The 26,145-nt window shown below is 49.9% G+C and carries 29 protein-coding genes and 1 pseudogene; 14 read left to right on the top strand and 16 right to left on the bottom strand.

The features are described from left to right. Positions 1–3: 3 nt before the first annotated feature. The 5 genes from ACFQ1T_RS07730 to ACFQ1T_RS07710 are packed head-to-tail and all read left to right on the top strand — an operon-like array spanning position 4 to position 3,889. On the top strand, positions 4–609 hold the full coding sequence (locus tag ACFQ1T_RS07730) for a YqgE/AlgH family protein (protein ID WP_379075430.1): 606 nt from the start codon (positions 4–6) through the stop codon (positions 607–609). Further along, positions 602–1,105 carry a Holliday junction resolvase RuvX gene (gene ruvX / locus ACFQ1T_RS07725; RefSeq protein ID WP_379075427.1) on the top strand — a complete coding sequence of 168 codons (504 nt, stop codon included), beginning with the start codon at positions 602–604 and terminating at the stop codon, positions 1,103–1,105. The genes ACFQ1T_RS07730 and ruvX overlap by 8 nt, the downstream gene beginning before the upstream one ends. Before the next feature lie 12 nt (positions 1,106–1,117). Beyond that, on the top strand, positions 1,118–1,651 hold the full coding sequence (gene pyrR / locus ACFQ1T_RS07720; RefSeq protein ID WP_194748243.1) for a bifunctional pyr operon transcriptional regulator/uracil phosphoribosyltransferase PyrR: 534 nt from the start codon (positions 1,118–1,120) through the stop codon (positions 1,649–1,651). Continuing rightward, complete coding sequence (locus ACFQ1T_RS07715; protein WP_194748244.1) at positions 1,644–2,600, top strand: aspartate carbamoyltransferase catalytic subunit; 957 nt, start codon at positions 1,644–1,646, stop codon at positions 2,598–2,600. The genes pyrR and ACFQ1T_RS07715 overlap by 8 nt, the downstream gene beginning before the upstream one ends. After that, on the top strand, positions 2,597–3,889 hold the full coding sequence (locus tag ACFQ1T_RS07710) for a dihydroorotase (protein WP_379075423.1): 1,293 nt from the start codon (positions 2,597–2,599) through the stop codon (positions 3,887–3,889). Before ACFQ1T_RS07715 ends, ACFQ1T_RS07710 begins: the two co-directional genes overlap by 4 nt. A 67-nt stretch (positions 3,890–3,956) precedes the next feature. On the opposite strand, the gene ACFQ1T_RS07705 is transcribed toward ACFQ1T_RS07710, so the two are convergent. The 10 genes from ACFQ1T_RS07705 to ACFQ1T_RS07660 all read right to left on the bottom strand — a co-directional run bounded on the left by ACFQ1T_RS07705 (position 3,957) and on the right by ACFQ1T_RS07660 (position 12,835). Beyond that, positions 3,957–4,769 (bottom strand): hypothetical protein, encoded by an 813-nt coding sequence (locus tag ACFQ1T_RS07705; RefSeq protein ID WP_379075420.1) that lies wholly within the window; start codon positions 4,767–4,769, stop codon positions 3,957–3,959. A 2-nt stretch (positions 4,770–4,771) separates the two neighbouring features. Next, positions 4,772–5,341, bottom strand: a complete 570-nt coding sequence (gene lpoB / locus ACFQ1T_RS07700; RefSeq protein WP_379075417.1) for a penicillin-binding protein activator LpoB — start codon at positions 5,339–5,341, stop codon at positions 4,772–4,774. Positions 5,342–5,354: 13 nt separating this feature from the next. Beyond that, a complete protein-coding gene (locus tag ACFQ1T_RS07695; RefSeq protein ID WP_379075414.1) occupies positions 5,355–5,735 on the bottom strand; it encodes a YcfL family protein in 381 nt (126 codons plus the stop codon). A 12-nt stretch (positions 5,736–5,747) separates the two neighbouring features. Further along, entirely contained in the window at positions 5,748–7,157 is a 1,410-nt protein-coding gene (locus ACFQ1T_RS07690; RefSeq protein ID WP_379075411.1) for a hypothetical protein, read from the bottom strand. Between the two features lie 105 nt (positions 7,158–7,262). Beyond that, positions 7,263–7,820 (bottom strand): hypothetical protein, encoded by a 558-nt coding sequence (locus tag ACFQ1T_RS07685; protein ID WP_379075408.1) that lies wholly within the window; start codon positions 7,818–7,820, stop codon positions 7,263–7,265. Positions 7,821–7,896: 76 nt separating this feature from the next. Continuing rightward, positions 7,897–8,538, bottom strand: coding sequence for a PEP-CTERM sorting domain-containing protein (locus ACFQ1T_RS07680; RefSeq protein ID WP_379075405.1), 642 nt, complete (start codon positions 8,536–8,538; stop codon positions 7,897–7,899). A gap of 60 nt (positions 8,539–8,598) precedes the next feature. Further along, positions 8,599–9,483, bottom strand: coding sequence for a PEP-CTERM sorting domain-containing protein (locus tag ACFQ1T_RS07675; protein WP_379075402.1), 885 nt, complete (start codon positions 9,481–9,483; stop codon positions 8,599–8,601). 204 nt (positions 9,484–9,687) lie between these two features. After that, a complete protein-coding gene (locus ACFQ1T_RS07670) occupies positions 9,688–10,434 on the bottom strand; it encodes an Lcl domain-containing protein (protein ID WP_379075399.1) in 747 nt (248 codons plus the stop codon). Between the two features lie 294 nt (positions 10,435–10,728). Continuing rightward, positions 10,729–11,883, bottom strand: a complete 1,155-nt coding sequence (locus ACFQ1T_RS07665) for a helix-turn-helix transcriptional regulator (protein WP_379075396.1) — start codon at positions 11,881–11,883, stop codon at positions 10,729–10,731. 31 nt (positions 11,884–11,914) lie between these two features. Continuing rightward, positions 11,915–12,835: a helix-turn-helix transcriptional regulator gene (locus tag ACFQ1T_RS07660; protein ID WP_379075393.1), complete on the bottom strand. Its 921-nt coding sequence runs from the start codon at positions 12,833–12,835 to the stop codon at positions 11,915–11,917. Between the two features lie 178 nt (positions 12,836–13,013). Here ACFQ1T_RS07660 and ACFQ1T_RS07655 point away from each other — a divergent pair, with 178 nt between their 5' ends. Continuing rightward, positions 13,014–13,637, top strand: coding sequence for a helix-turn-helix transcriptional regulator (locus tag ACFQ1T_RS07655; protein WP_379075390.1), 624 nt, complete (start codon positions 13,014–13,016; stop codon positions 13,635–13,637). Between the two features lie 57 nt (positions 13,638–13,694). Here ACFQ1T_RS07655 and ACFQ1T_RS07650 read toward each other — a convergent pair whose 3' ends face one another. Both ACFQ1T_RS07650 and ACFQ1T_RS07645 read right to left on the bottom strand, forming a co-directional pair. After that, positions 13,695–14,858 (bottom strand): PilT/PilU family type 4a pilus ATPase, encoded by a 1,164-nt coding sequence (locus tag ACFQ1T_RS07650; RefSeq protein WP_379075387.1) that lies wholly within the window; start codon positions 14,856–14,858, stop codon positions 13,695–13,697. 9 nt (positions 14,859–14,867) lie between these two features. Then, entirely contained in the window at positions 14,868–15,911 is a 1,044-nt protein-coding gene (locus ACFQ1T_RS07645; protein ID WP_194748247.1) for a type IV pilus twitching motility protein PilT, read from the bottom strand. Positions 15,912–15,976: 65 nt separating this feature from the next. On the opposite strand from ACFQ1T_RS07645, the gene ACFQ1T_RS07640 reads away from it, so the two are divergent. Genes ACFQ1T_RS07640 through ACFQ1T_RS07630 form a run of 3 tightly spaced genes read left to right on the top strand, consistent with a single transcriptional unit; the run spans position 15,977 to position 18,077 of the window. Next, on the top strand, positions 15,977–16,693 hold the full coding sequence (locus ACFQ1T_RS07640; protein WP_379076895.1) for a YggS family pyridoxal phosphate-dependent enzyme: 717 nt from the start codon (positions 15,977–15,979) through the stop codon (positions 16,691–16,693). 5 nt (positions 16,694–16,698) lie between these two features. Further along, positions 16,699–17,529, top strand: a complete 831-nt coding sequence (proC, locus tag ACFQ1T_RS07635) for a pyrroline-5-carboxylate reductase (protein ID WP_379075384.1) — start codon at positions 16,699–16,701, stop codon at positions 17,527–17,529. A gap of 11 nt (positions 17,530–17,540) precedes the next feature. Next, a complete protein-coding gene (locus ACFQ1T_RS07630; protein WP_338654838.1) occupies positions 17,541–18,077 on the top strand; it encodes a YggT family protein in 537 nt (178 codons plus the stop codon). 71 nt (positions 18,078–18,148) lie between these two features. Here ACFQ1T_RS07630 and rng read toward each other — a convergent pair whose 3' ends face one another. Beyond that, positions 18,149–19,621, bottom strand: a complete 1,473-nt coding sequence (rng, locus tag ACFQ1T_RS07625) for a ribonuclease G (RefSeq protein ID WP_228518766.1) — start codon at positions 19,619–19,621, stop codon at positions 18,149–18,151. Between the two features lie 40 nt (positions 19,622–19,661). Beyond that, on the bottom strand, positions 19,662–20,228 hold the full coding sequence (locus ACFQ1T_RS07620) for a Maf family protein (protein WP_194748476.1): 567 nt from the start codon (positions 20,226–20,228) through the stop codon (positions 19,662–19,664). A gap of 165 nt (positions 20,229–20,393) precedes the next feature. On the opposite strand from ACFQ1T_RS07620, the gene ACFQ1T_RS07615 reads away from it, so the two are divergent. Both ACFQ1T_RS07615 and ACFQ1T_RS07610 read left to right on the top strand, forming a co-directional pair. Next, entirely contained in the window at positions 20,394–21,251 is an 858-nt protein-coding gene (locus tag ACFQ1T_RS07615; RefSeq protein ID WP_379075380.1) for an ATP-binding protein, read from the top strand. 3 nt (positions 21,252–21,254) lie between these two features. Next, positions 21,255–22,214, top strand: coding sequence for a Nudix family hydrolase (locus ACFQ1T_RS07610; RefSeq protein WP_379075377.1), 960 nt, complete (start codon positions 21,255–21,257; stop codon positions 22,212–22,214). Between the two features lie 5 nt (positions 22,215–22,219). On the opposite strand, the pseudogene ACFQ1T_RS07605 reads toward ACFQ1T_RS07610, so the two are convergent. After that, positions 22,220–22,876, bottom strand: a pseudogene (locus ACFQ1T_RS07605) (phage integrase N-terminal SAM-like domain-containing protein). 121 nt (positions 22,877–22,997) lie between these two features. On the opposite strand from ACFQ1T_RS07605, the gene ACFQ1T_RS07600 reads away from it, so the two are divergent. Beyond that, positions 22,998–23,516: a class IV adenylate cyclase gene (locus ACFQ1T_RS07600; RefSeq protein ID WP_379075374.1), complete on the top strand. Its 519-nt coding sequence runs from the start codon at positions 22,998–23,000 to the stop codon at positions 23,514–23,516. Positions 23,517–23,581: 65 nt separating this feature from the next. After that, on the top strand, positions 23,582–23,887 hold the full coding sequence (locus ACFQ1T_RS07595; RefSeq protein WP_379075371.1) for a hypothetical protein: 306 nt from the start codon (positions 23,582–23,584) through the stop codon (positions 23,885–23,887). 398 nt (positions 23,888–24,285) lie between these two features. Here ACFQ1T_RS07595 and ACFQ1T_RS07590 read toward each other — a convergent pair whose 3' ends face one another. Beyond that, the gene (locus tag ACFQ1T_RS07590; RefSeq protein ID WP_379075368.1) at positions 24,286–25,311 is read right to left on the bottom strand and encodes an IS110 family transposase; all 1,026 of its coding nucleotides are present in this window, start codon (positions 25,309–25,311) and stop codon (positions 24,286–24,288) included. 124 nt (positions 25,312–25,435) lie between these two features. On the opposite strand from ACFQ1T_RS07590, the gene ACFQ1T_RS07585 reads away from it, so the two are divergent. Beyond that, positions 25,436–25,984, top strand: a complete 549-nt coding sequence (locus ACFQ1T_RS07585) for a GIY-YIG nuclease family protein (protein WP_379075365.1) — start codon at positions 25,436–25,438, stop codon at positions 25,982–25,984. The last annotated feature ends 161 nt before the right edge of the window (positions 25,985–26,145 follow it).

Genomic DNA, 26,145 nt, shown 5'->3' with positions numbered 1-26,145 from the left:
CCAATGAGTGAGCAACTGACTTTGAATGACCAGACAAGCCGTCTGGACCTGACCGGCCAAATCCTGATTGCCATGCCAGCCATGCAGGACCCCTACTTCAGCAAAAGCGTGATTCTGATCTGCAATCATGACGAAGATGGCGCCATGGGCATGATCCTCAACCACCCCTTGCAACTGAATGTGGGTGACCTGTTTGAACAGCTGGAGATGGAGTGCCATGTTGCGCAACAACAGGTGCGCCCGGTGCATTTTGGCGGGCCGGTTCAAGTAGAGCGTGGCTTTGTCCTGCATGCGCCAGCCACTGAATTTAATACTACCATGGGCTTGTCCGATAGGCTGGCCATGACCTCATCCAAGGATATCCTCGAAGCCGCCGCCCGTGATGAAGCGCCACAAGACATGTTTATTGCGCTCGGCTACACCGGCTGGGCAGCCGGTCAGCTGGAACAGGAAATCCAGGCCAACGCCTGGCTAACCTTGCCATTGGCAGATCACCACCAGCTGCACAAGTTGATTTTTAAATTACCCAGTGATGACAAGCTGTTCTGGGCCATGCAACAATTAGGGGTGGACTTTGCCACCTTGTCCGAGGTTGCCGGGCATGCCTGATGCAACCAGGCTTGGCAAACAGCCACTTAACCAAAGCCATTTACCGATCACCCAGCGTCGCTATCCCGATATCACCGGCACCCTGCTGGCGTTTGATTTTGGGGAAAAACGCATCGGTGTCGCCGTCGGTGACACCCTGCTCAAACTGGCACACCCACTGCTGACCATAGAGGCTGAAGAAAACGCCGCCAAGTTTGCGCAAATTGAATCCTTGCTAAAAGAATGGCAACCGGCGCTGCTGGTGGTTGGGCTACCCATGTCCCTGGATGGCGAGGCCCATGCCATGACGGCCTTGGCGCAAAAGTTTGCCCAGCGTCTGGAGGGCCGCTTTAACTTGCCTGTGGTGATGGTGGATGAACGCCTGTCGTCGGCGGAGGCCTCACAATCCCTGCGCGAAGCAGGCATTCGTGGCCGCGCGCAAAAGCAGATGCTGGATCAAGTTGCCGCCCAAACTATATTACAATCTTATTTTGATGCTTATCATGGACGTAAGTAGCACAGGATACTCATGACTTTACCTGATCCCGAACAATTACTTGATCATCTGTACGCTCAACTCAAACCGCGTATTCAGGCGGAAACGGCTCTGGTTGGCATTTATACGGGCGGCGTCTGGCTCATGCAAAAACTGTTGCAGCGCTTGCAGGCCGAGCTGGGGCAAGACATTGTGCATGGCAAGCTGGATGCAGCCATGTATCGCGATGATTATGCGCAACGTGGCCTCAAAACCGCTGCGCAGCCCGCGCAAATTCCGTTTGATGTAAACGGCAAGCACATCATCCTGATTGATGACATTTTTTATACCGGCCGCACCACACGTGCCGTCATGAATGAATTATTTGATTATGGCCGTCCGGCTTCGGTGCAATTGGCGGTACTGATTAACCGTGGTGGCGCCCAACTACCGATCCGCCCCGATATGACTGGCGCCGATCTGCCATTGCAGGCCAATCAATCGTTTGAACTGGCAATCAATACTCAGGGCAAACTGCACCTGAGCATTGCCACCTCGGCAGCGAATGGAGTGGATGCCAATGTATAACCCGCAACTCAACGCCCAGGGCCAGCTGCAACACTTGCTAAGCATCGAAGGTCTGCCCAAGCGCATTCTGACCGATATTCTGGACACCGCCGAAAACTTTGTCGGCGTTGCTGAACGCGAAGTGAAAAAAGTGCCGCTGCTGCGTGGCAAAACCGTCTGCAATATCTTTTTTGAAAATAGTACGCGTACGCGCACCACGTTTGAAATCGCCGCCAAACGCCTGTCGGCCGATGTGCTCAACCTCAATGTCAGCACCTCGTCACAATCCAAAGGCGAGACCATTCTTGATACGGTGAACAACCTGATTGCCATGCATGCGGATATGTTTGTGGTCCGTCACCAGCAAAGCGGTGCCGCGCATTTCATTGCGCAACACGTGCCGCCACACATCAGCGTGATCAATGCCGGCGATGGCCGCCATGCGCACCCGACCCAAGGCTTGCTGGATGTATTCACCATCCGCAAATACAAGCCAGAGATGCACAACCTGCGCGTGGCGATTGTGGGTGACGTCTTGCATTCACGCGTCGCCCGCAGTGAAATCCATGCGCTGACCACGCTGGGCGTCCCAGAAATCCGGGTGATCGCACCGCGCACCCTGTTGCCTGCCGATGTGGAAAAGCTGGGCGTGCAAGTGTTCCACAATATGGAGCAAGGCCTCAAAGACGTAGACGTCGTCATGATGCTGCGCCTGCAAAACGAGCGCATGTCCGGCGCCTTGTTACCCAGCTCACAGGAGTTTTTCCAGACCTTTGGTTTGACCCCTGAGCGCCTGGCACTGGCCAAGCCGGATGCCATTGTCATGCACCCAGGCCCGATGAACCGGGGTGTGGAAATTGATTCGGCAGTGGCGGACGGCAAACAATCCGTGATCCTGCCACAGGTTACGTATGGAATTGCAGTACGCATGGCGGTGATGGCAATTCTTGGAGGAGGCAACGCCGCATGAATATCCTGATTACACAGGGCCGCTTGATGGATGCCAGCCAGCAGCTGGATCAGGTGCAAGATCTTTATATCAGCGCAGGTAAGATTGTTGGCATGGGTGCAGCGCCCCAAGGTTTCCAACCAGACCAGACATTGGATGCCGAAGGCAAATGGGTGTTACCTGGCCTGGTGGATTTGTGTGCGCGCCTGCGGGAACCGGGCAGCGAATACAAAGCAACCTTACTAAGTGAGTTACGCGCCGCCATGGCGGGTGGCGTCACCAGTCTGGCCTGCCCGCCAGACACTGACCCGGTACTGGACGAGCCTGGCCTGGTCGAGATGCTCAAGCACCGAGCGAAATCGCATGCCCTCGCCCATGTCTATCCACTGGGCGCAGTCACACGGCAACTTGAAGGCCATTTACTCACAGAAATGTTCGCCCTGACCGCTGCCGGTTGTGTGGGCTTTTCACAGGCGGATACAGCGATTGTTGATACCCAGGTTTTGTGGCGGGCATTTGAATATGCCGCAACCTTCGGCTATACACTGTTCATGCGTGCCGAAGATCCGTACCTGGCAAAAAACGGGGTCGCCCATGATGGCGAAGTCGCCTCCAGACTGGGGCTCAAAGGCATCCCGGCGGCGGCAGAAAGCATTGCGCTGCAAACCATGCTGCGGATCGCCCAGGCCACAGGCGCCAAATTGCATATCGCCCGGGTCTCCACGGCTGAATCGGTTGAATTGATCAGGCAAGCCAAACAGACTGGCATGGCAGTGACAGCTGATGTCAGCATCCAGCACCTGCACCTGACCGATATGGATATCGGCTTTTTTGACAGCATGGTGCATCTGAAACCGCCTGTACGCACCCAACGCGACCGTGACGCACTACGTGCTGGCTTGCTGGACGGTACGCTAGATGCAATTTGTTCGGATCATACGCCAGTCGATGATGACGCCAAAGCATTACCGTTTGCCGAGTCGCACCCTGGTGCCTCAGCGCTTGAGCTCTTGCTGCCACTGACCTTGAAATGGTCTGCGCAGGCCAAACTGGCCCCCTTGCAAGCCCTGGCCAAAGTCACGCAAATCCCCGCGCGGATTCTAGGTGTTAATGCAGGCACTTTGCAAACGGGTGCCACGGCCGACGTGGTGATTTACGACCCGGAAATGGAATGGCGCGTAGATGGTCGCGCCCTGCTCAGCCAGGGCAAGAATACGCCATTTGTGAATCACAGCCTGACCGGCAAGGTCACTGCCACCATTACGCAGGGCAATCTGGTGTTTCAGCAGGAAACCTTGGCACTAGCATAACGCGAGTATTAAATTGCTTACCGACTTGCATTAAAGTTTCGCCCGTATCAAGTGGTAAGCCTGATCATTAATAATAAACAGTAACCTCGCTGTTTTTGCTTGGTTTGGCTTTTGAGTCCTCATCTGAACGCTTGCCAGGCTCAACGGGGCCAAGTTGCTGATGGATTTGCCGGATGACATCTGCTGCAAAATCCTTGGATAAATCAGAAATTAATCTTGCATGATTAACCCGCACAACATCATGCTTTTCTTCGTCAGACAAAATGGTCTGCTGGGCATTGCCCACCGATGAAAATGCGGCAATCACTTTGAATGTCCTGGTGTCAATCAAAGAAAAATCCGCTTGCAAATTGACAAAATACTGGAGACTATTGGTCGTCGTACTTTTTATTTCAACCACATTTTCATCGGCCTGCACGCTATTCAACACACCAAATAATACATAATCTGCACCTTTAAAGTTTTTCATTTTGATGCGTTGAATCACATCATAAATTTTCTCGTTATTGGCGGTATAAGGCGGTGATTCGATGACAGTAAAATTGCCTGACTTGATTAACTCGCCCTTGATGTCAGCCATGAACTGCTTGAGTTCTTTAAACTCGGTTTTGGTTTTGATGCTGCTTTTTGATCTTGTAGAAAACTCCACTTCATTTTTATAGCTCTCTGACTGCCGCAAACGATTTGCATTCTTTCTAGCTTGTGTTTTAGCCTGAAAGTCACTTTGGCTCTCAAAGAAATAATCCTTCACTTCTCTTTTGTAAGCGAGATTTGAAACTGCTATTTTTGGCAGTCTAGGTTCACCGTCCATACTGAAAACTGCAGAAGTAAACAGCATCACTGCAAGGCTCAGCAGCAATATGGGTATGTGTTTTTTCATGATTACCTCTTGGCAGTTTTACGGATGTCTTTTTCTTCTTGCCATTCAATGATGTTTTGCTCCAGGTCGCGCAATTTAAGCGTGAATTTGTAGTAAACATCTTTTTCACTGCTGTTCTTTTTAACGATAGAGGTTAATTCACCATCCAACAGATATTTGGCGCCCAACATGCCGCCAATCTTGGGCGCAGTATTCTTTTTATACAAACCATTCTGGTTTTGGTGTGCCAGCTCTTCAACAATCTGCTGGTTATCTTCATTAGAGGCGGCAATCCGGACTTTTTTACTCTTAGTCAGATGCGTGGAAATCGAGCTTAAAATGTTGTTGGTATCTATATACTCGCTAGTTTTGTTTTTGATATATCCCAGCTTGATCACCGGTTTATTGGCTAACAACTCCTGCTCAGTGAGTAAAGAAGAAACCATTTTCTCGGTAATCATCAACAAATCTGTTGAACCAAAATCAATGGTCACCACTTCAATGTCTTTGCTATCCTCATAATTAATCTTCTCTGCAAAACACCAGCTCGAACTCAACACCAGTAAAAAAACACCTATCAATAACCTGTTCATGTATTTAATCCTGTTATTCTGGGGTCACTTTAATTTCATACTTGAAATCGACCGCCTGCGGGCTGGTAGCGACTGACTCAAGCAACTTTAATTGTCCGGGGCCAACGTTCACTGGCTTCCATACCTCACCGTCACCAATCTGAAACCCGCCGTCATTGAGCCAACGTACGCGCCAGAACACATTCGCGTTTTGATTGAGCTTATTCTGGACCTCGGCCTGCACATGTAACAGCCCATTTCTCGTTTGGCTTCTGAGGCCATTCAACACGACGCCATGACGTGGGCTTTGGTAAATAAAGCGTTGATTCTCCACAGGCACGGTCACCTCTTTAATCATTTCTTTTTGGCATCCCATCAAGATCAAGGCGCCCAATAAAAAAGTCTTTTTGCTCATTCAAAATCCTTATCAGTCATTTAACGGTTTCTTTTTCTTAGCGGGCTTTCTAGGCTGGCTGTTTTTCTTGCCTGGTTTAGTCTTCTGCTCACTCGGCTTAAGGAGAAGCTGGCCAATATAGGTGACGTTGCCAACGCGAAAACTGTTTTTTAGCAATCGAACAGGAAGAATCATGTAAGCACCCTTCACCTCCACTTTTTCAGGTCCTTTCTGCGCGAGGTTGCCGTCAATCAATAGGTCATACCCCCCAGGTGGCAGACGCAGCCTGGCAATGGAAATCTGCTCAGGTAACGTTTGCCAACTGCGGTCATCCACCCCCTCGCTCAGCATGGCACCGGCTGCGCCTACCAATGATCCAGCAATGCCAAGCTGACTGGCTAGCTGATCTTGCACCAACCCCTTCACGGCGCCGCGCGTGATGATTCTGGTGATGACGCCAGGCATTTCATCCTTAAGTGTGCGTCTGGCCATGGCATTAAAATTGGTGAGAGGAACCAGCATTGCCTCAGTACCAGCCAACTTCACTTTTGGCATTTGTCCAGGCTCTGAAGGATAAATAACAGGGTAAGAAATGGTGATCGTGTTCAAGCCGGTTGGCGTGGGTACAGGCACAGTGAAAGTTTTATCATTGATTTGCGGCGCATTTCCTGACTCAAAAACAATGAGTACATCGGTGGTATCCGCCCGCCCGCGATTCGCCATCCGGCGATCCAACCCAGCCAGGGCATCGTCCAGATCATTTTTGAGACCGCCCAACTCAATTGACTTTCTGTATCCCGCAGCGGCCAACCCTGGCTCACCCATCGCCTCATACAAATACCCGGACAAATAATGACTAAAGGCGTTTTGATAACCGTTTTTTAGGGCAAGCACCTCTGGTGAATTGATCGTATCGACAGGATAACCATCCAAGACCTTAGGTGACTCCTCTGTTTTTGCTTCTTTTTTGAGTGCCTGAAGTTCTTCTTCTTTCTTGGAAATGCCTGCTTCAATCAATGCTTCCCGCTCATGAGAGCGCTTGATATCCACTCGCGCCTCATCGACCTGTTGCAGGGCTATCTTGGCTTGTGCCAGCCTGACATTGGTCATCACCTTTTCGTAATCCTTAACGGGATAATCCTTGAGTTTTTCGCTGATTAAAGTGGCAGCGGCCATACTCTTGATTTTATTTTTCGTTTGCTGACTGTCTTCATTATTTCGAATCAAGGCATCAGCCGCTTCTATACTTTGTATCGCGGCTTCATACTTACTATTGATGAAATTTAATTCACCTTTTTCCAGCAAAAATAAAACATCCGGCTTGAAATTCTGTGTTGCCTCTTTTTGCTCCAGTTGCGCCAGGGCAGCGACCGGATCATCATCCTGCATGGACTTTACAGAATCACCGACCTGATCCTGGTGATTCGGGATGACTTGCGGCATTTGTGCACAACTGCATAACATCAGTGAGAGCGCGATGATCAATACATCAGGGATGATTGCCTGTGCCATTCTTGTTATAAGCCTCTGCATTTCAAACAAATCCCTTTAAAACGGCAGCACATCCGGACAAGGCGAGGCGTTTGACACGCCCATTTGCTTGAGTAAAGCCGCAGTTTTAGCCGCATACGCATCGCCGTCAGCCTGACTCATGGTGCTGCGTGAATACGCGGTGGTTGCACACATTGTCCATGCCTGCGTATTGGCAGGATCACTCTCAGCGAGATGCATATACTTATCCGCCAATCCTGCCCATTGTTTGTTGATATCAACCACCCGCTCCAGCGCCCTACCCTGTTGCAAAACCAAGCGCGTTGGCGCAGCATCGGTATCGGGCTTCGAGGCTTCCAAGGTACGGTCATCAATCACCGTCATCCAGTAACGAATATTGCGATTATTTTGATTGATAAACTCATAAGTGTCTGGCTTCACTTGCCGATAAACACTGGTTCGGTTTGGCTCTATGGTGGTCAAAGTATTCTCACCAAACTCAACCTTGAGCGAATAACTACTACCCTGTAAAACATACACACCATTCGTGCCCGCATTTGCAATCGAAATCACCAACCACAGAAAAACACTGCATACACTTTTAAAGCTTTTCAACATCATCTCCAATTTGTGAGCACAGATCCGAGGCAGCACAATTAAACTTTTTCTGCACTGCCTTGGGAGACAAATATTAAGCAGCAGGTTTACGACGCGTTATTACGCCCATCAAGCCCAAGCCAACCAGCAACAAAGCGGCACTCTTTGGTTCCGGCACCGTGGTGACCGTAAATTTAGAAGTCAAGGTTTCCGTCATGGTGGTGTAATCATCTACGCCGCTATAAGTGCCAAAACCAGTTGCACCTGCAAACAAGCCAGTACCGCCTTTAATCAAAAAACTTCCAGTAAACCCTATTTGGTCAAATGCTCTAGATGATGGATCTGTGCTCGGGACAAGAAAACTGGCCCCGTTGGATATTAATGTGCCAAAAAAAGTATCACCATTTTTCAGGGTCTCAACAAATGTGCACTCACCAGCACAACTCGCTTTATCTGTCGCTACATTGTATAAAATCTCAGTGATCGTACTTAGCGAGCTTGAAAACAAGCTGGCATCACCACTGATGAGATTTGTAGGCGTGAAATCAACTGTGCTTTGATAGAAAATATTGTTACCGCCCTGCCCATTGGGTATCAGCGTTTCGGTTTGCACTAATGTACCGCTGTAGCTTTGCTCAACTTGATAGGTTGCCGCTTGTGCACTCATGGCGAATACACTGCATACTGACAAGCTGGCAATGGCAAGCAATGCACGTAACGTTTTTGTGATTTGCATAAAATTCTCCTCGATTGATAAAAGTGAGGGGAATGATGACCATCCCCGTGAAACAAACATTTAAACGGCTGTTTGACGACGACGAATCACAGCGCCTAGCAAGCCCAAGCCAGCGATTAACATGGCGTAGCTATCAGCCTCTGGCACGGGTGTAACCTCATAGGTAGTGATGACACTGTCTAACACTTTAGGCGCAGCGGGGGTTATTTCAGACTTGCGATCGTAAGCGTATGAGGTGTATGAGTAGTCAAATCGACTCATTTGAAAGTCCTGGTTTGTATAAACCAAAAACGAAACATTTGCCGTTGAGTCAGGTAATAAATTGCCAACCAGAGAATATAAATCGATGCTAGCCCCCGAACTGAAGGAATTAGCACTGAGACTTAACGAGGTAGCTAATTGTTGATAAGCCCCGCCATTAATAGAAAACGCCCAAACGGGTGCTTGATAAGAAGTTAAACCAGGTACTTCACTCAGTGACGATCCAGCCCCAACCACGCTGCCCCCAATACTCATCGAAAAACTACCCGTTGAATAACCATACTCATTTAGCTTGGCAAGTGCTGGATCAAAAGTGACCGTGGTGTTTAGTCTAAATACGCTTGAGCCAGGCGCAGTGGCATTCATATAAAATATACCGCTTGCATCGTCGGTTTTATAACTAGTTGTTCTTGTTAACTGATTTTGCAAGATTTCAGACTTAATCGTCCCTTTTTTGTCATCAGTGATTTTTAAATAAGGTTTACCAGTATCATACGTGTACAAATCGCTGTAGGCATCCGTCGCAAAAGGTGTTTTGCTCTCAGACCACAGGCTAAGATTAGTCAAATTGGATGCAATTGGCGTTGACACCACCACATTTGTCACTGCAATCGCGTGTGCCTGCGAGCATGCTAAAAACAGCATACTGGCCGCTAATGGCTGGTATTGCTTGGTCTGCTTCATATGTTTTCCCTTTCAGAGGATTTAAAATAGAAAAGTCTTTAAAAAACGATTGATTAAAACTTGTCTGCGCCTCTTTTTGTTCTTTTGCTTACGCAGACGATCGATAAGTTAATGGGCTTTAATTATTGGTTTGTGCAAGGGCTATATGCGCACAACATGAGTGTCCCCACCTATCAATATCTAATGACTCAAACAACCAAGATATCAACCGCGACGGCGGCGCACGACGTTACCCATCACACCTAAACCCAACAACAGCATTGCCAACGAATCAGGCTCAGGCACTGACGTGATTTGTCCTTGAGTTATTGCCCACACAAAACCTTGGAGCTGTTTACCACGGTTATTCTGCTCACCCAACTGTGAATAAAACATCCACGCAGTGTTTGGATTTAAGTTATGCTCTTTTCCTGTCCAGTAACCTCGCATTTGCTCATTGTCAAAAAACACGGAGTCTGGAATATTATTGCCAGTGGCACCATTTAACTCTTCATAAAAAAGTTCAAAATACTCATTGCCGAATGCAATATTATTTCCACGGATTACACCTTCAGTCTCAACGATGACCGATGGTAAACGCCATTGATTGTTACCTGCATAGCTTATTTTGTTGAGGTAATTTACAAATGCCAGAGCACCAAACCAAGTAACCCTGCCATTGTCAACAAAGTCATTATCGCTAAGAGTATAGATGCCGCTGGGGTTAGCATAATGTGGTGTATTGATGGTCGGATTAGCAGCAATAATGGCGTTCACCACTGCATTAAAGCCTTGGCTGGCGAACATACTGCCTAATAAATTTGCATCTTTGGTCCAAGTGACATTACTCACCGAGCTGTAGACGACCTCTTGACCACTGGCGGTATAGTTAGTGAGCGTGGCGTGTGCATGTGTGGCGACCAGCAACATCACGCCCGCAAGTAGCGGTTTGGTTGTTGTAATCAATTGCATGGTGTGTACCCTTAGGATAAGAAGCCTGTAAAGCGGGCGCCAGTCGTTTTTATTTAGTTTTCACGGCAGCAGTGACTGGTCGCGTGTTATGTGAGCTATGGTAGTGAGGGTTAAAACATCACACATCACCCAAATGGGTTAAAAACCAACTTATTGGATAAAAATAATGTGCGTGGTAACGAAATAGACAAAGATGGCTCTTACTATCTTGCGCCTGAGTAATGGGGGGAACTGCAGTATGTGAGCTTGATGAAATGCCCCATCGCTTAAAGCAGGGATGGGGCATGATTGGAACTAGTCCGTGGCTAATGCCATGAGAACCTTCATCAGCTCTGCCCGATGGTGGATGCCGCATTTTTGGTAGATGCTGGCGAGCTGGGTTTTGATGGTGTTTTCGCTGAGGTTGAGTGCAGTGGTGATGGCGGGCATGCTGTCGTTGACGAGGCATTGCTGGGCAAGTTTGACTTCGGCCTCTGTCAGACCATAGGTGGTTTTCAATAACTCGGCAGAAACTTTAAGTGGCTGCTCGGTATCGGTGATAAACAGCATGGCATGTGCAGAACTAGGCTGTGCAACAAAGTCATTGTGCTCAGGTAGCCTGGAAAAGAACAACTTGTAGGCAGCTTTGCCAGAAGGCCTGTCAATGGCGATAGATTGCGAAAAATGCGGGACCTCCATCAGGTCATGTTGAAGACAGGTTTGCAGAATCTGTTGAAGCGCAAATTGAGTCTCTGCACATTGGGTGATGAGCGTATTATTTTCGCTGGCGGTCAGTCCGTCCTGACTTTGCAAAATACGCTGTGCAGTCCGATTAGCTAAAAGAATTTCAGCCTGTGCATTGAGTAATAACACGCCACTCCGCAGACCATCCAGCGCGGTGCGTGAGGCTGCGATTTGAAGATCTGCATCCCGCAATTGGAACATCACCCCCAGTGCTCGCGAAAAATGCCTGAGCAAGCGCTGTAGCTTTTGCCGGTCTTGTTCATCAAAGGGTGGTTCATCTACTCCACGAAATAATGATACCCCTACCGGCATTGCATATTGATTATCCATGCCAAATACTATGCCTGTGCATAGCCTTGCCATATCTGCCTGCACCAACAGCTCTCGCCAGATTTTTGACTCCAGAAACTGTTGATGCGGCACCAACTCAGTCCCGAGGGTGACAACGCCTTCACAAAAAATGCCTTTTTGTATACCCACTTGTGTCCAGACATCATAGGGCTGGTAGTGATCTACATATTGCTGCGTCACTGCTTGCGGGATACCCCAGGTAAAATAAAATCCACCTTGCGAAGGCAGATGTAGATTCGTAAATAAGACGACTTTACTTGATTGCGTGAACTGACCAACTTTTTGCAGAATATCAGGCCATTTTTCAGGATTCAAAGCAGCGTCATAAATCTCGCCTACAAGTTCGAGATAATGCGCATCTGTGGTTGTTTGCATAAATTACTTTCATAAGGATATACAAAACGGATTAATCAAAGCGCAACAGCAATTGCATTAACTCGGCTTGCCTGCTGGTGTTGGTTTTTTTATAAATAGCTTTGAGTTGGGCGCGGATGGTATTGGCACTCAATTGCAACAGGTCCGCGATTTCATTTACTTGCAGCCCCTCTGCGACCAATCCTGCAATATTCAGCTCCGCCTTGCTCAACTGGTAAGCAGACAACAATTGCTCCTTGGCATGGCTTGAAAGCCCTTGATTGAGGTCTGTAATCTGCATCATCACAATGGCTTGGGCTTCCAGTAATTTCTGGATTGATGGCACCGTATTGGACTGATTTGAAATGATAGAGAGATACATATAAAGTGCATCTTTATGATGACGGATGACCAGATGGCTATCAGTTTTCCCTGAGTGAGTGGCATCTTTTAACGCAATCATTCTGTTGATTGTCGATTTGAGTTGCTGGTATTTTTTTGGATTGGGTGACCAAATACGGTTCGCGCGTATCGACAGTAAATTGTTGGCTCTAAGCAGCCCGCGTGCAGCAGGATTGATATGTACAATTTCACCCTCCTCCCGCAACATCACCACACAAGGCCTGACTAGATCAAGCATACGGACACTCGTTTCTGCTTGCTGTTTGCGTTTAGTGATTAATTGCTTTAAATAAACAACGCGACGGATATGCGCATCTAGATTTTGTAGGAGAGCGTGATCGCTGGAACTGCTTCCCTCTATATTGAACAAAGGTTGATGACTGCTTAGCGAAAAGCGTTCAGACGAGGTCATATCATTCCCGATGGTGGAAAGTATTGAAGAACTCGCAATGACATTCAAGCCAAAACAGTTCGATATACGATCAAATACAGCGTCCCATAGCGCAGGGCGCTCCAAAGTTTCATAAATCAGATCAACCAGCTCTTCGATTGCGCTTGATGTATTCAACATTAGGGTCAGGATTTCAAAAGATTAAAGCGAATTAAAAAATCTTACATGAGTGCTTTTTTTTAAAATACTACACAAATGTGGATTTTTTTTATTTTTTAGCCGACTGACGATTTACACTTTGATGTCATAACTTGACCGTTATATGATGATTCACAGATCAGTAAATGTGATATCAAACATGGCAAATGATGATGACTTATATAAGTCACTACTAGAAACCACCTTGGCCATTCCGTGGAAAATTGACTGGGCATCCCAACGTTTTGTTTACATTGGACCCCAAATTGAACCATTATTGGGATGGGCTCGAGAAGATTGGCAAACGGTGGAGGATTGGGTAAAAAAAATCCACCCGGATGACCGGCAGTTAATTACGGATTTTTGTGTGTCTCAAATCCTGGCGGGATTGGATCATGAAGCGACCTACAGAGCACTCACTGCTGATGGACACTACCTGTGGATCAGGGATGTTGTACACGTCATTCGAGACGAGCATCAGCAACCGTTAGGATTGCAAGGGTTTATGTTTAAAGTTCAACATCCGCCCCTCTCCTCCTCTATCCAGCATAGTGGGATCCTGACGGAAAAGTATGAGCTAACACGGACAGAACAACAGATAACCAGCTATCTCTCTGAAGGCCTGTCGCAAAAAGAGATCGCGTTCAAGTTAGGCATCAAGCACGACACCATTAGAAAAAATCTGCACGGCATTTATAAAAAAACCAACACGAGTAATCAGTCGCAGCTCATTAAATTATTATTAACGCTACCAGCGGCCAAGATAGATTATTTAAACCACTAGCATGCCATGCAACGCAGCGGTAATGCACTTGGGCGCATTTGTAGAAAGCGTGAGTGCCTACAAAATATCCAGATCCGAAATCTTGCTGCGTTCCTGATTTTCCGGGTTGGCAACTTTGCTGTTGAGTTTAAATTTGAGGCGCAGGTCATTGACCGAGTCGGCGTTGCGCAAGGCGTCTTCGTAACTGATCTGACCGGTTTCAAACAGGTCAAACAAAGCCTGGTCAAAGGTTTGCATCCCTAACTCACGGGATTTGGCCATGACTTCTTTAATGCCATGGACATCGCCTTTGTAAATCAGGTCTGAAAGCAGGGGGGAATGCAGTAACACTTCCACTGCAGCCACCCGGCCAGAACCATCCACTTTAGGAATCAACCGTTGTGAGGCAATACAGCGCAGGTTGAGTGACAAGTCCATCAGCAATTGCTGCCGGCGTTCTTCGGGAAAAAAGTTGATAATGCGGTCCAGCGCCTGGTTGGTGCTGTTGGCGTGCAAGGTGGCCAGACACAAGTGGCCGGTTTCAGAAAAGGCAATCGCGTAATCCATGGTTTCACGGTCGCGGATTTCGCCGATCATGATCACATCCGGCGCCTGGCGTAGCGTGTTCTTGAGCGCGGCATGCCAGTTGTCCGTATCCACGCCCACTTCGCGCTGGGTGACAATGCAGTTGCGGTGGCTATGCACAAACTCTACCGGGTCTTCAATGGTGATAATGTGGCCATAACTGCTTTCATTGCGGTGCCCCAGCATGGCGGCCATTGAGGTCGACTTACCTGATCCCGTGCCGCCAACAAAAATAATCAGGCCGCGCTTTGCCATCACCACATCCTTGAGTACGGGCGGCAAGTTCAAATCATCAAATTTGGGGATATTGGTATTGATCACCCGAATCACCAAACCTACGGCACTGCGCTGCACAAAGGCATTGACGCGGAAACGGCCCACCGATGGCATGCTGATCGCAAAATTGCACTCCATGGTTTCTTTAAACTCTTGCGCTTGCTTGTCATTCATGACAGTACGCGCAATTTCGGCCGTTTGCTGGGTACTCAAAGTTTGTGAGGTAATCGGTGTGAGCTTGCCATCAATCTTCATGGCCGGCGGAAAGCCTGCGGTAATAAACAAATCCGAGGCTTTACGCGTGACCATGAGCTTCAACAGGTCATTAATAAATTTCTCGGTTTGCGCGTGATCGGCACCGGTCTGCATGCTGCTATCCATCTTTAATATTTATCCGATAATGCCATCACGGTTAGCCGCTTTGGTACGCGCCTCATCGGCGCTGATGACGTTGCGTCGCACCAGATCTTGCAGATTCTGGTCCAGCGTTTGCATGCCCACACTTTGGCCCGTCTGAATTGCCGAATACATCTGCGCGATCTTGTTTTCGCGAATCAGGTTACGGATGGCGGGGGTTCCGATCATGATTTCATGGGCAGCCACCCGGCCCTGCTCGTCTTTGGTTTTACACAGGGTTTGCGAGATCACAGCGCGTAAAGACTCTGAGAGCATGGAGCGCACCATTTCTTTTTCTGCCGCCGGGAACACATCGACCACCCGGTCTATGGTCTTGGCCGCAGAGCTGGTATGCAGGGTCCCAAATACCAGGTGACCGGTTTCGGCCGCCGTCAGCGCCAGGCGGATGGTTTCCAGGTCACGCATTTCACCCACCAGAATCACATCCGGGTCTTCACGCAAGGCTGAACGCAGCGCATTTTCAAACGACATGGTATGCGGCCCGACTTCACGCTGGTTAATCAATGACTTTTTCGAGGTATGCACAAATTCGATCGGGTCTTCCACGGTCAGGATATGCGACATCTGGGATTCATTAATGTAATCAATCATCGCCGCCAGTGTGGTCGATTTACCGGAACCGGTCGGCCCGGTCACCAGCACAATGCCACGCGGCGTATCGGCCAGGTCCTTGAACACGCGTGGGGCGTTAAGCTCTTCCAGCGTCAACACCTTGCTCGGAATGGTACGGAATACCGCACCGGCGCCGCGCTGGTGGTTAAATGCATTGACCCGGAAACGCGCCAGGTCAGGGATCTCGAATGAAAAATCGCATTCCAGCTTTTCTTCATACACTTTGCGCTGGCTGTCATTCATGATGTCGTACAGCATGCTATGTACTTCAGCATGATCCATGGCGGGTAAGTTGATTTTACGCACATCGCCATGCACGCGTATCATCGGTGGCAACCCGGCTGACAAATGCAAGTCTGAGGCTTTGTTTTTAACTGAAAACGCTAATAAATCTGAAATATCCACAATCCACTCCAGTGATTATTTATATAATGTTATTTTTACCGCTACCCGGCACCGTGTTGCTTCCCATGACTGATATCGCTGACAATCTGGCACTCATCCGCCAACAACTGGCCCAGGCACGTGCAAGCTACCTGGCCACACAAACGGTCACTTTATGTGCGGTGAGTAAAGCACAACCGGCCTCAGCTCTCAGGGAGGCCTATCAGGCCGGTCAAACGGTGTTTGGTGAAAACTACCTGCAAGAAGCGCTCGCCAAACAACAGCAACTGCAGGACTGTGCGATAGCATGGCATTTTATTGGCCCGATTCAAAGCAACAAAACACAGCCAATTGCCTGTCATTTCGATTGGGTGCATTCGGTGGACCGCCTTAAAATTGCACAACGCTTGTCTGACGCGCGCCCTGCAGACATGGCGCCTTTGAATATTTGCCTGCAAGTCAATATTAGCCAGGAATCAAGCAAAAGTGGTGCCAGCGCTCAAGAGGTGCTGGATCTGGCTTTAAATATCAGGCAGTTACCGCGCTTGCATTTGCGCGGCCTGATGGCGATTCCGGCCCCCGTGGAAGATTTCGACCAGCAACGTGACCAATTTCGGCAGGTACGGGCCCTGTTTGATCACCTGAATGCGCATGGCTTGCAGCTGGATACCCTCTCCATTGGCATGAGCGGTGACTTTGCCGCAGCCATTGCCGAAGGCGCGACGCTGGTGCGCATCGGCACAGCCATTTTTGGCGCCCGCCCGCGCAAACCCGATAACGACTCAGTTAAAGAAGGAACTTGAATACCATGCAATCACTGTCAGCCACCCGCATCGCCTTTATTGGCGGCGGCAATATGGCACAAGCCCTGATGATAGGCCTGCAACAACGAGGCTTTGCCATGTCGCACATTACCGTGATTGACCCGGACACCAGCAAACATGCCGCGCTACAAGCCAAATTAGGCGTGCAAACCAGCGAGGCGCTGTCGGCACCCTCGCTGGCGGCTGAGGTTGTGGTGCTGGCGGTCAAACCACAGCAATTGCAGGCGGTGGCACACTCGCTGGCTCCCTACTTACAATCACAATTGGTGATCTCAGTTGCCGCCGGCATCCGCACTGGCGACTTGTGCCGCTGGTTAGGCGGCTACCAGACGCTGATTCGCACCATGCCCAATACGCCTGCGCAAATTCAGGCGGGCATTACTGGCGCTTATGCCCTGCCAGCCGTCTCAGCGGGCCAGCGTGACGTTGCCGACCAGTTGTTGCAAGCGGCGGGTGAAGTGGTTTGGCTAGAAGCTGAAGACCAGCTGGATGCGGTGACCGCGATTTCAGGCAGTGGCCCGGCTTATGTCTTTTTGATGATAGAAGCACTCACCGCGGCAGGGGTCGCTTTAGGACTCAGCGAAGCCCAGTCACAACAACTCAGCCTGGCCACATTCAAAGGCGCCAGCTTGCTCGCAGCCTCGAGCCCTACCCCAGTGGCGACGCTGCGTGAGCAAGTGACCTCCAAGGGCGGCACTACCGAACAAGGCCTGCTCAGTATGCGCGAGCACGATATTCATGGCATGATGCAACATGCCGCGGCACAAGCAGCACGCCGCGCCAAGGAACTCGGCGATCAATTGGGAGCACAATAATGTTGCAAAACATGACAACTTTTTTACTGAATGCAGTATTTGGTATTCTGACTTTTTTACTGGTATTGCGTTTTTTAATGCAGTGGACAAGGACCTCGTTCCAGAATCCGCTGGGGCAAATGGCCATGGCGCTGACTGACTTTATGGTCAAGCCTGCCCGCAAACTGATTCCCCCTGCCCGACAGCTGGATTTATCAACCCTGTTGCTGGCCTGGCTGGTACAAGTAATTCTGTTCGCCTTGCTGACCTTGCTTGTAGCCGCCCCAGTGTCCCCGGTGTTTTGGTTCTGGCAGGCCTTTGTCGCCGTCCTGGGGCAAATGCTGGATGTGTTTTTTTACGCCATTTTGCTCATGGCCATTTTAAGCTGGATCAATCCATACAGCCCGATTTATGGCGTGCTGAACCAGTTATCAGCGCCTATCCTCAATCCGTTGCGTAATGTCTTGCCTTCGATTCAGGGATTCGATTTTTCCGCGCTGGTTGCCTTGCTGTTGTTGCAAATGATCAGCCGTATCGTGCTGCCAGGGTTGGCGGGCGGCATGCTGTAACACGCATACGCAGTGCTGCGCATCTCGCGGACGGCCTTACCTCTGGCCGTCCTCTCCAGAACAACAATTTTCTAGACCCAAACGATATCAAACTCTTCGCGGCCGTATTGCGTATCCGGGTGCAGCGACACCGGCCGTTTGATAAAGTCTGATAAATTGGCCAGGCTTTGTGACTCCTCATCGCCCAGCATATTGATCACCTCGGGCGAGGCCAGAATCTTGAACTCTTTGGCATTTTTAAACTGCTTGGACTCACGCAATAACTCACGCATGATTTCATAGCAAATGGTCTGGGCGGTCTTGAGCTCACCACGTCCCTGGCAAACCTGACACGATTCACACAGTAAATGGGCCAGACTTTCGCGCGTGCGTTTGCGCGTGAGCTCCACCAGCCCGAGGGCAGAAAACCCGTTCACATTAATCCGCGCACGGTCCAGCGTCACAGCACTGCGCAGTTCTTCGAGCACCGCCGCACGCTGCGCATCTTCATCCATATCAATAAAGTCGATGATAATGATGCCGCCCAGGTTACGCAGGCGTAGCTGACGGGCAATCGCTTGCGCCGCCTCCAGATTGGTTTTGAAAATGGTATCAGACAGGTTTTTACCACTGACAAAACTGCCGGTGTTCACATCCACCGTGGTCAGTGCCTCAGTCTGGTCAAAAATCAGGTAACCGCCTGATTTGAGCTCCACCTTGCGCGCCAACGCCTTTTCGATTTCGTTTTCAATATCGTAAAACTCAAACAGCGAGCGTTCGCCTTTGTAGTGCGTCAGCGGTTTTACCGCATGCGAGACGTAGAGTTCGGCAAACTCTTTTAGCCGCTCAAACATCTCGCGCGAATCGACACGGATGCTTGTGGTTTCGGTACACACCACATCACGCAAAATGCGTCGCGGCAAACTCAGGTCATAAAAAATCAGCGAGCGTTCACCGACCTTGGTGCTCTCGGTCTGGATTTTTTGCCACACTTTGCGCAAATACTCGATGTCGGCCAACAATTCCTGATCGGTGGCATTTTCTGACATGGTGCGGATGATATAGCCACCTTCGCGTGCTTCAGGCAACAAGCCGAGCAAACGATTACGCAAAAACTCGCGTTCTTCTTCGTGATCAATGCGCTGCGATACGCCGATATGCTTCTGGTAAGGCAGATAGACCAAAAAACGGCCGGCAATGCTGATTTCAGTGGTCAGGCGTGCGCCTTTGGTGCCTATCGCCTCTTTAATCACCTGGACGATAATCGACTGGCCTTCATGCAATACCTCCTGAATCGGGCGGTCAGTCTTTACCGCGCCCTCCTCGGTATGACATTCCATGATATCGGCCGCATGCAAAAAGGCCGCACGCGGCAGGCCGATCTCGACAAAGGCAGATTGCATGCCAGGCAACACGCGCACAACAGTGCCACGATAAATATTACCGACAATCCCCAGCGAAGAGGCGCGTTCAATGTGCAACTCCTGGACGATGCCCTGCTCCAGAATTGCCACGCGCGTTTCCTGCGGCGTGACGTTAATCAATACTTCCTGTGCCAACGACATAGTGCTTATCCAATCCCGAATCTGTTTTTTTGATAGCAGTTTACCATGCGTTCAGCAGCTGCGCCGTTTCATGCAGCGGCAAACCCATCACCCCGCTATAACTGCCCTCAATGCGCGCAATCCAGGCCCCGGCACGGCCCTGAATGCCATACGCCCCGGCCTTGTCCATGGGCTCCCCCGAAGCCACATAGTCTTGTAGCACCGCCAATGGCACAGGCATCATATGCACCCGCGTGGTACTCAACAAGCACTGCGCTTTACCCTCGTGCATCACCGCCACCGCCGTGTGCACCTCATGCAAGCTGCCACTTAGCCGCGTCAGCATGGCCAGTGCTTCCGCCGCATCCGCCGGCTTGCCCAATATCTCGTTGCCTAGCGCGACCGTGGTATCTGCCGCCAGAATCGGCAATCCGCGCTGACCATGCTCTGCATGGATCGCTTGTGCCTTGGCTAGCGCCAGGCGTTGCACATAACGGGCAGGATCTTCACCCGGCCAACATGACTCATCAATATCCGCGGGCATGATGTCGCAGCTTATGCCCAATTGCGCCAGTAACTCGACGCGGCGTGGGCTACGCGAGGCCAAAATAATCTTGCGATTGTTCATCATTCTGTATCTTTATCAAATGCACGACATCCAGTGCTGGGTACCACAATTATTAAAACGGTATTATGGCTTATTCCAACCCTGGTTTAGCGAGACTTTGCAAGTTTCGCTAGCCCCGGCCGCTTTGTGTACAATACCCCCTCGTTTCACACTTGCAGCCTCGCCATGAATGCCATCGAACAGCTGATACAGCGCGCCGACCAACTGATTACAAGACTTGAGCACCTGTTGCCCACCCCACCTGCTGAGCCAAACTGGCAAGCCGTGGCCTGGCGCTGGGTCAAGCACAACGGACAAGGCCAGTTGCAGGCCGTCGGGCATCCACACCAGATTCTGCTCGACGATATCCGCTTTATAGACCGGCAAAAAAATGAGGTGGTGCGCAATACGCGCCAGTTTCTTCAAGGCCTGCCCGCCAACCACGTGTTGCTGACAGGCGCACGCGGCACCGGTAAATCCTCGCTAGTAAAGGCCGTGCTCAACGCTTACGCCAGTGAGGGCTTGCGTCTGATAGAAGTCGAAAAACAAGACCTCACAGACTTGCCGCAAATCACTCAATTGATACGCAACCGCCCGGAAAAGTTTATTATTTTTTGTGATGACCTCACCTTTGAAGCCAACGACATCGGCTATAAAGCCCTTAAAGTCATCCTCGATGGCTCGATTGAAAACGCCTCGTCCAACCTGCTGGTCTACGCTACATCTAACCGCAAAAACCTGATGCCGGAATATATGTCTGACAATCAACCGATTGTAGATAGCGGCGAAATCCGCCAGAACGACACCATAGACGAAAAAACCTCGCTGGCAGAGCGCTTTGGTTTATGGCTCTCGTTTTACAGTTTTGACCAGGACGAATATCTCAATATTGCCGCCCACTGGCTGCAGACTTTTGGCATCACGATGGATGAGACAGCCCGTCATGCCGCCCTGCAGTTTTACCATACGCGTGGCGCCCGCAGCGGCCGTGTCGCCTACCAGTTTGCCAAAGACTATGCCGGCCAACTGCAACTGAAATCCTGAGCCATGACAAAACTCGTCCAAGTCGCCGTCGCTATTCTGATCCGCCCCAATTGCGAATACCTGCTCGCCAGCCGTCCCAACGGCAAAGGCTGGGCTGGCTGGTGGGAATTCCCAGGCGGCAAAATCGAATCTGGCGAAACACCAGAAAATGCCTTGATCCGAGAATCGCAAGAGGAACTCGGCATTACCCCCACCCAGATTCAACCCTGGATCAAACGCCGCTACGACTACCCGGCCACGCATGACGCCGAAGCCAAAACCGTGTTGCTGCACTTTTTCTTTGTGCATGCCTGGCAAGGCGAATTACAAGCGCGCGAAGGCCAACAGTTTGCCTGGCAGCACCCACGCACACTCAACGTCAGCCCCGTGCTGCCTGCCAATGCACCGATCATGCAAGCCCTCAGCCTGCCGCCTGTGTATGCCATCAGCAATATCCAGGAAATGGGTGAACATGCATTCTTGCAAGCGTTAAAGCAGCAGCTCGACCATGGCCTGCAATTGCTGCAAATCCGCGAATCGCAGCTTGATGACGCAGCCCTCGCCAAATTGAGCGAGGAAGTATTACAGCCATGTGCGCCTTATGACTGCCGCTGCCTGCTCAATGGCAGCCCCGAACAAGCATTACAACTCGGCTACCACGGCGTGCATTTAAATAGCCAGCGCCTGATGGCGCTCACACAAAAACCGGATAACTTGTTAGTAGGTGCCTCTTGCCATAACCGCGTAGAGTTAGCGCAAGCACAATCATTACAACTAGACTTTGCAATGCTCTCCCCTGTGCTACCGACAAAAAGTCACCCTGAAGCAACTGGACTAGGCTGGGAGCAATTTGGTGAAATGTTAAGCGGGCTTGAGATTCCAGTGTATGCACTGGGTGGGATGCATTTTGAACATGTATCGCATGCGCAATCCTGTGGCGCGCGCGGCATTGCCATGCAACGTGCGATCTGGGAGCAACAATAAGGACTTCAATGTGACATCGCATCCAGCGGACTCATCACCCCGCGCCCGCCCTTATTCAACACATGGGTATAGATCATGGTCGTGGCCACATCGCTGTGGCCGAGCAATTCTTGTACCGTGCGAATATCGTAACCCTGTCTTTTGCGCCCTTGCCATTTCTGACCAAAATCTCACCCCGGTCAAAATCGATATCCTGTACCCGTAATCGACAGCACTCCATAATCCTCAGGCCCGTGCCATACAACAAACGTACCACTAAGCGATAAATCCCCTCCGGCATCGCCTCCAGTAACAAAACCACCTCTTGCTTGGAAAGCACAACAGGCAGTTTCTTCGGCTTCTTAACCCGAATCACATCCTCCATCCATGGTAACTCCTGCTCCAGCACAACCCGATTAAAGAAATAACAAAGCAGACAACGCCTGATTTTGTGTACTGGCAGAAACATTCCCCTCAACCGCCAAATAAGATAAAAAAGCTTCAACTTCTTTGCCACCCATCTCTTTTGGATGCCGCTTGTGATGAAACAAAATGTACCGCTTTGCCCATTGTAAATATTGCGTTTCCGTACGAATACTGTAATGATTAATACGTATCTTTTCACGCATTAACGCTAGTAACTTTGGCGGGTGTGTTTTCTGTTGCAGATGTGAACCAGTCATGTAAATTGACCAAGAAAAAACTAAGATAAACAATAATTTATTTGAATAATCAACAAAAGTAAACAAATGTTAATATTAAGTTATACACCGATTTCGGTGTCTACATTACGTTAGACGCCTCATGCCGCGCAATATCGAAATCAAGGCTCACATCGAGAGCGTCCAAGCACTCTTGCCGAAGGCGGCTTCCATCTCCGATGAAGGCCCGATCGAGATCACCCAAGACGACACCTTCTTCTCCTGCGAAAACGGACGAATGAAGCTACGCACGTTCTCTGAATCAGAAGGTGAACTCATCTTCTATCGTCGCTCCAACCAGCAAGGCCCGAAGGAGTCGTACTACGTTCGGTCTCCAACTTCTTCTCCACACATTCTGCGAGAAGCACTCACGCAGGCATACGGGCAAGTAGGGCGAGTCCAGAAGCTCCGCACCCTCTTTCTCGCTGGCCGCACTCGCATTCACCTTGATCAAGTCAAAGATTTGGGTCACTTCTTGGAGCTGGAAGTCGTGCTTCAAGAAGGAGAATCAGCCGAGCAAGGTGTCAAGGAAGCCCATGCACTCATGGTACAGCTTGGCGTGGAACCGTCGCAACTCATTGAAGGGGCGTATGTCGATCTCTTGGCCCAAAGAGGTGTCTAACCCTTCAATCAACCGGACATGCCCCGGCAAGCCGGGTCATGCCGGTTATCTCAAACGTTAGCCATATGACAAAACTCATACCTTTCAAATATCGAGTACGTACTTTTTTCAGAAAACTTTTTAGTTTTTTTGCCCTGAAATCAGTAAATAGTTTGTTGGTTTCAATATTTCTTACTTTCAATTTTTTCAGTGGTGTTTTTACAGGTGTTGTTGGGTTGGCGAGTAAAAGTGGATCAGGAGTATTTTCTATTGAACGTGAACCCGGTGCTTTTTGGTTTGTGATGCTAATTTGTGCTCTAGGTTTTTTATTCTTAATAGGTACAGCCTATGCATGGGCTCATGATCAAGAGTTGAGAAAGGGGCAACCTTGATAAATCACTTGGCTAACCCATCATTCAAGCGGGACTGGCTAAAGCCAGCCCCTTAATTCAAACTACAAGGGCTTCCACATTTTAAGCAATAGTTATCTGCAATATTTTTGTGTATTTGATTTTTCAGCGCATAAATATCCTTTTGCTGTAGCCAGTGTTAAGCGAGAAGGTGAAGGACTGCGGTACTACAACCAGTCATATTGGGCATGATTGGCCCGGACCCTGATGAAAGACGCGCGCCGGGGCCTCATTCGTTAGTCGGGAATATACGCTCCCCTAGAATTAAACAGGCACACCCGGCGCGGGTCCAACCCGCTACACATCAACGCTGGCAGTTCAGCTGTGATTCAATGTTCAATCGTTATTCAATCTGTTTTTAAACGTCATTCTGTTTTGCCTTAAACAGCCTTTGAATAGAGTTTAAAGTCATCCCCATATTTAAGCGCAGCCCAAACCAGTCTCAGGTTTTTGGCTGCAATGGCAATCGCCGCTTTCCAGTAACCTCTACGTTCCACCAGGCTGCGCACCCAACAGCTGAACCTGTCCTGTTTATCCCCCACACTCACCATCACCGCCCGTGCGCCCATCACCAGCAAGCTGCGCAGATAGGCATCCCCCGCTTTGGTAATCCGGCCTAGCCGGGGTTTGCCTCCACTGCTGTATTGGCCCGGCACCAACCCCACCCAAGCAGCTAACTGTCGGCCACTCTCAAAGTCATGCCCATTGCCCAGACTCGCTACCAAAGCACTGGCGGTGATGTACCCAATACCTGGAATCTGCATCAAACGCAGGCTGCGATCATCCTGTTTTGCGGCACGCTGAATCAAGGCGTCATAGGCGGTAATCCGTTCATCGAACGCATCCGCATGTGTCAGCAAATCCAGCACACAGCATCTAGCCAGGTCAGGCAAGGTATCAAGATGCAAATCAATCTCCCGGCGCAATCGCTCTACCTTCTGCGGCAGCACAACACCAAACTCGGCAATCAGGCCTCGTAAACGGTTGTAACAGGCGGTACGCTCCTCCACAAATCCCTGACGGGTTCTATGGATGGACAATAGTGCTTGCTGATGAGTATCTTTGACTGGCACAAAGCGCATATTGGGTCTGGTAACGGCCTCACAAATGGCGGCGGCATCTGCAGCATCGTTTTTACCGCGCTTGCCAGACATGCGATAAGGCGCAACAAATTTGGGCGCCATGAGTCGCACGGTATGCCCATGCTGACTAAACACTCTTGCCCAGTGGTGTGCGCCGGTGCAGGCCTCCATACCAATGAGGCAAGGCGGTAAGTTGGCGACAATGGAGAGCAGTTGATCTTTTGCCACGCGTGGCTTAATTAAAACCGCATGACCTTGGTTGTCAACGCCGTGCAAAGCGAATATATTCTTGGCTAAATCAATACCGAGTGTGACAATATTCATGGACTTCCCCTATCAATGGCGTGATGAAGTGTGGAAACTAAATCATTGCAGTTTTAACTGCTTGCGGCTTCCGCCGCAACCTCGGGACGGGGAAGTCCCTTTCATTCGTTAGGCTTTTAAAACCATGAGCAAAGCATCTCGTACAAAGAAGGCTCGAAACACAGCGTCCGCAGGAAGTGGCTGCGTTTACTACATCCACACAGGTGAAGGATATGTAGGCGCCGTTGCCAGCAGAGCCCAAGCACAAACCATAGATAAGCACTCCGTACTCATCTGCGACGAAGAGGAAGTAGCGCGGTTCCCCGAGTGGGGTAACGAAATAGCCAACAGCTACGTCCTTAACAAGGCCGTAGAACTTGGATTCAAGCGCATCAACGGTTCCGCCTTTTTTGAGCGTCTATCCACGGGAAAAGCCTATGTTTACTTCATTGAAGCAGTTGGCCTCACTCGCGTGAAGATCGGCTATTCAGCCTCACCAGAAAGTCGGCTCAAGCAACTAACAACGGGCTCACCTGTAACGCTGCGCATCCATGCGAAGATGCCAGGCAATCAAGCGATGGAAAGGGAAATTCACTCCCGCTTTTCTCACCTCAAGGTCGAGAATGAGTGGTTTCACTTCACCAATGAAATCGCTGAGTACATCAAGAAGAACTGCGCCGAAGAAGTCGCGTAAATTTCCGCTCGTGTATGCCGAAGTCAAACACTCCAACGAAATGCATTTCGCCCAACTGGCCGGCGACCGTGTTCTCAACACCCTCTACTCCGCACCCCACCATAACTGTAGGTTCAACGCGGACAAAAATGCTCCGCATTTTTGCCGGTTAACCTGGGCGT

The organism is Methylophilus glucosoxydans (assembly GCF_042676145.1).
Lineage (GTDB): Bacteria > Pseudomonadota > Gammaproteobacteria > Burkholderiales > Methylophilaceae > Methylophilus > Methylophilus glucosoxydans.
Note: the sequence above shows the minus strand (reverse complement) of the source record. Positions and strands in the feature narration are given on the sequence as shown.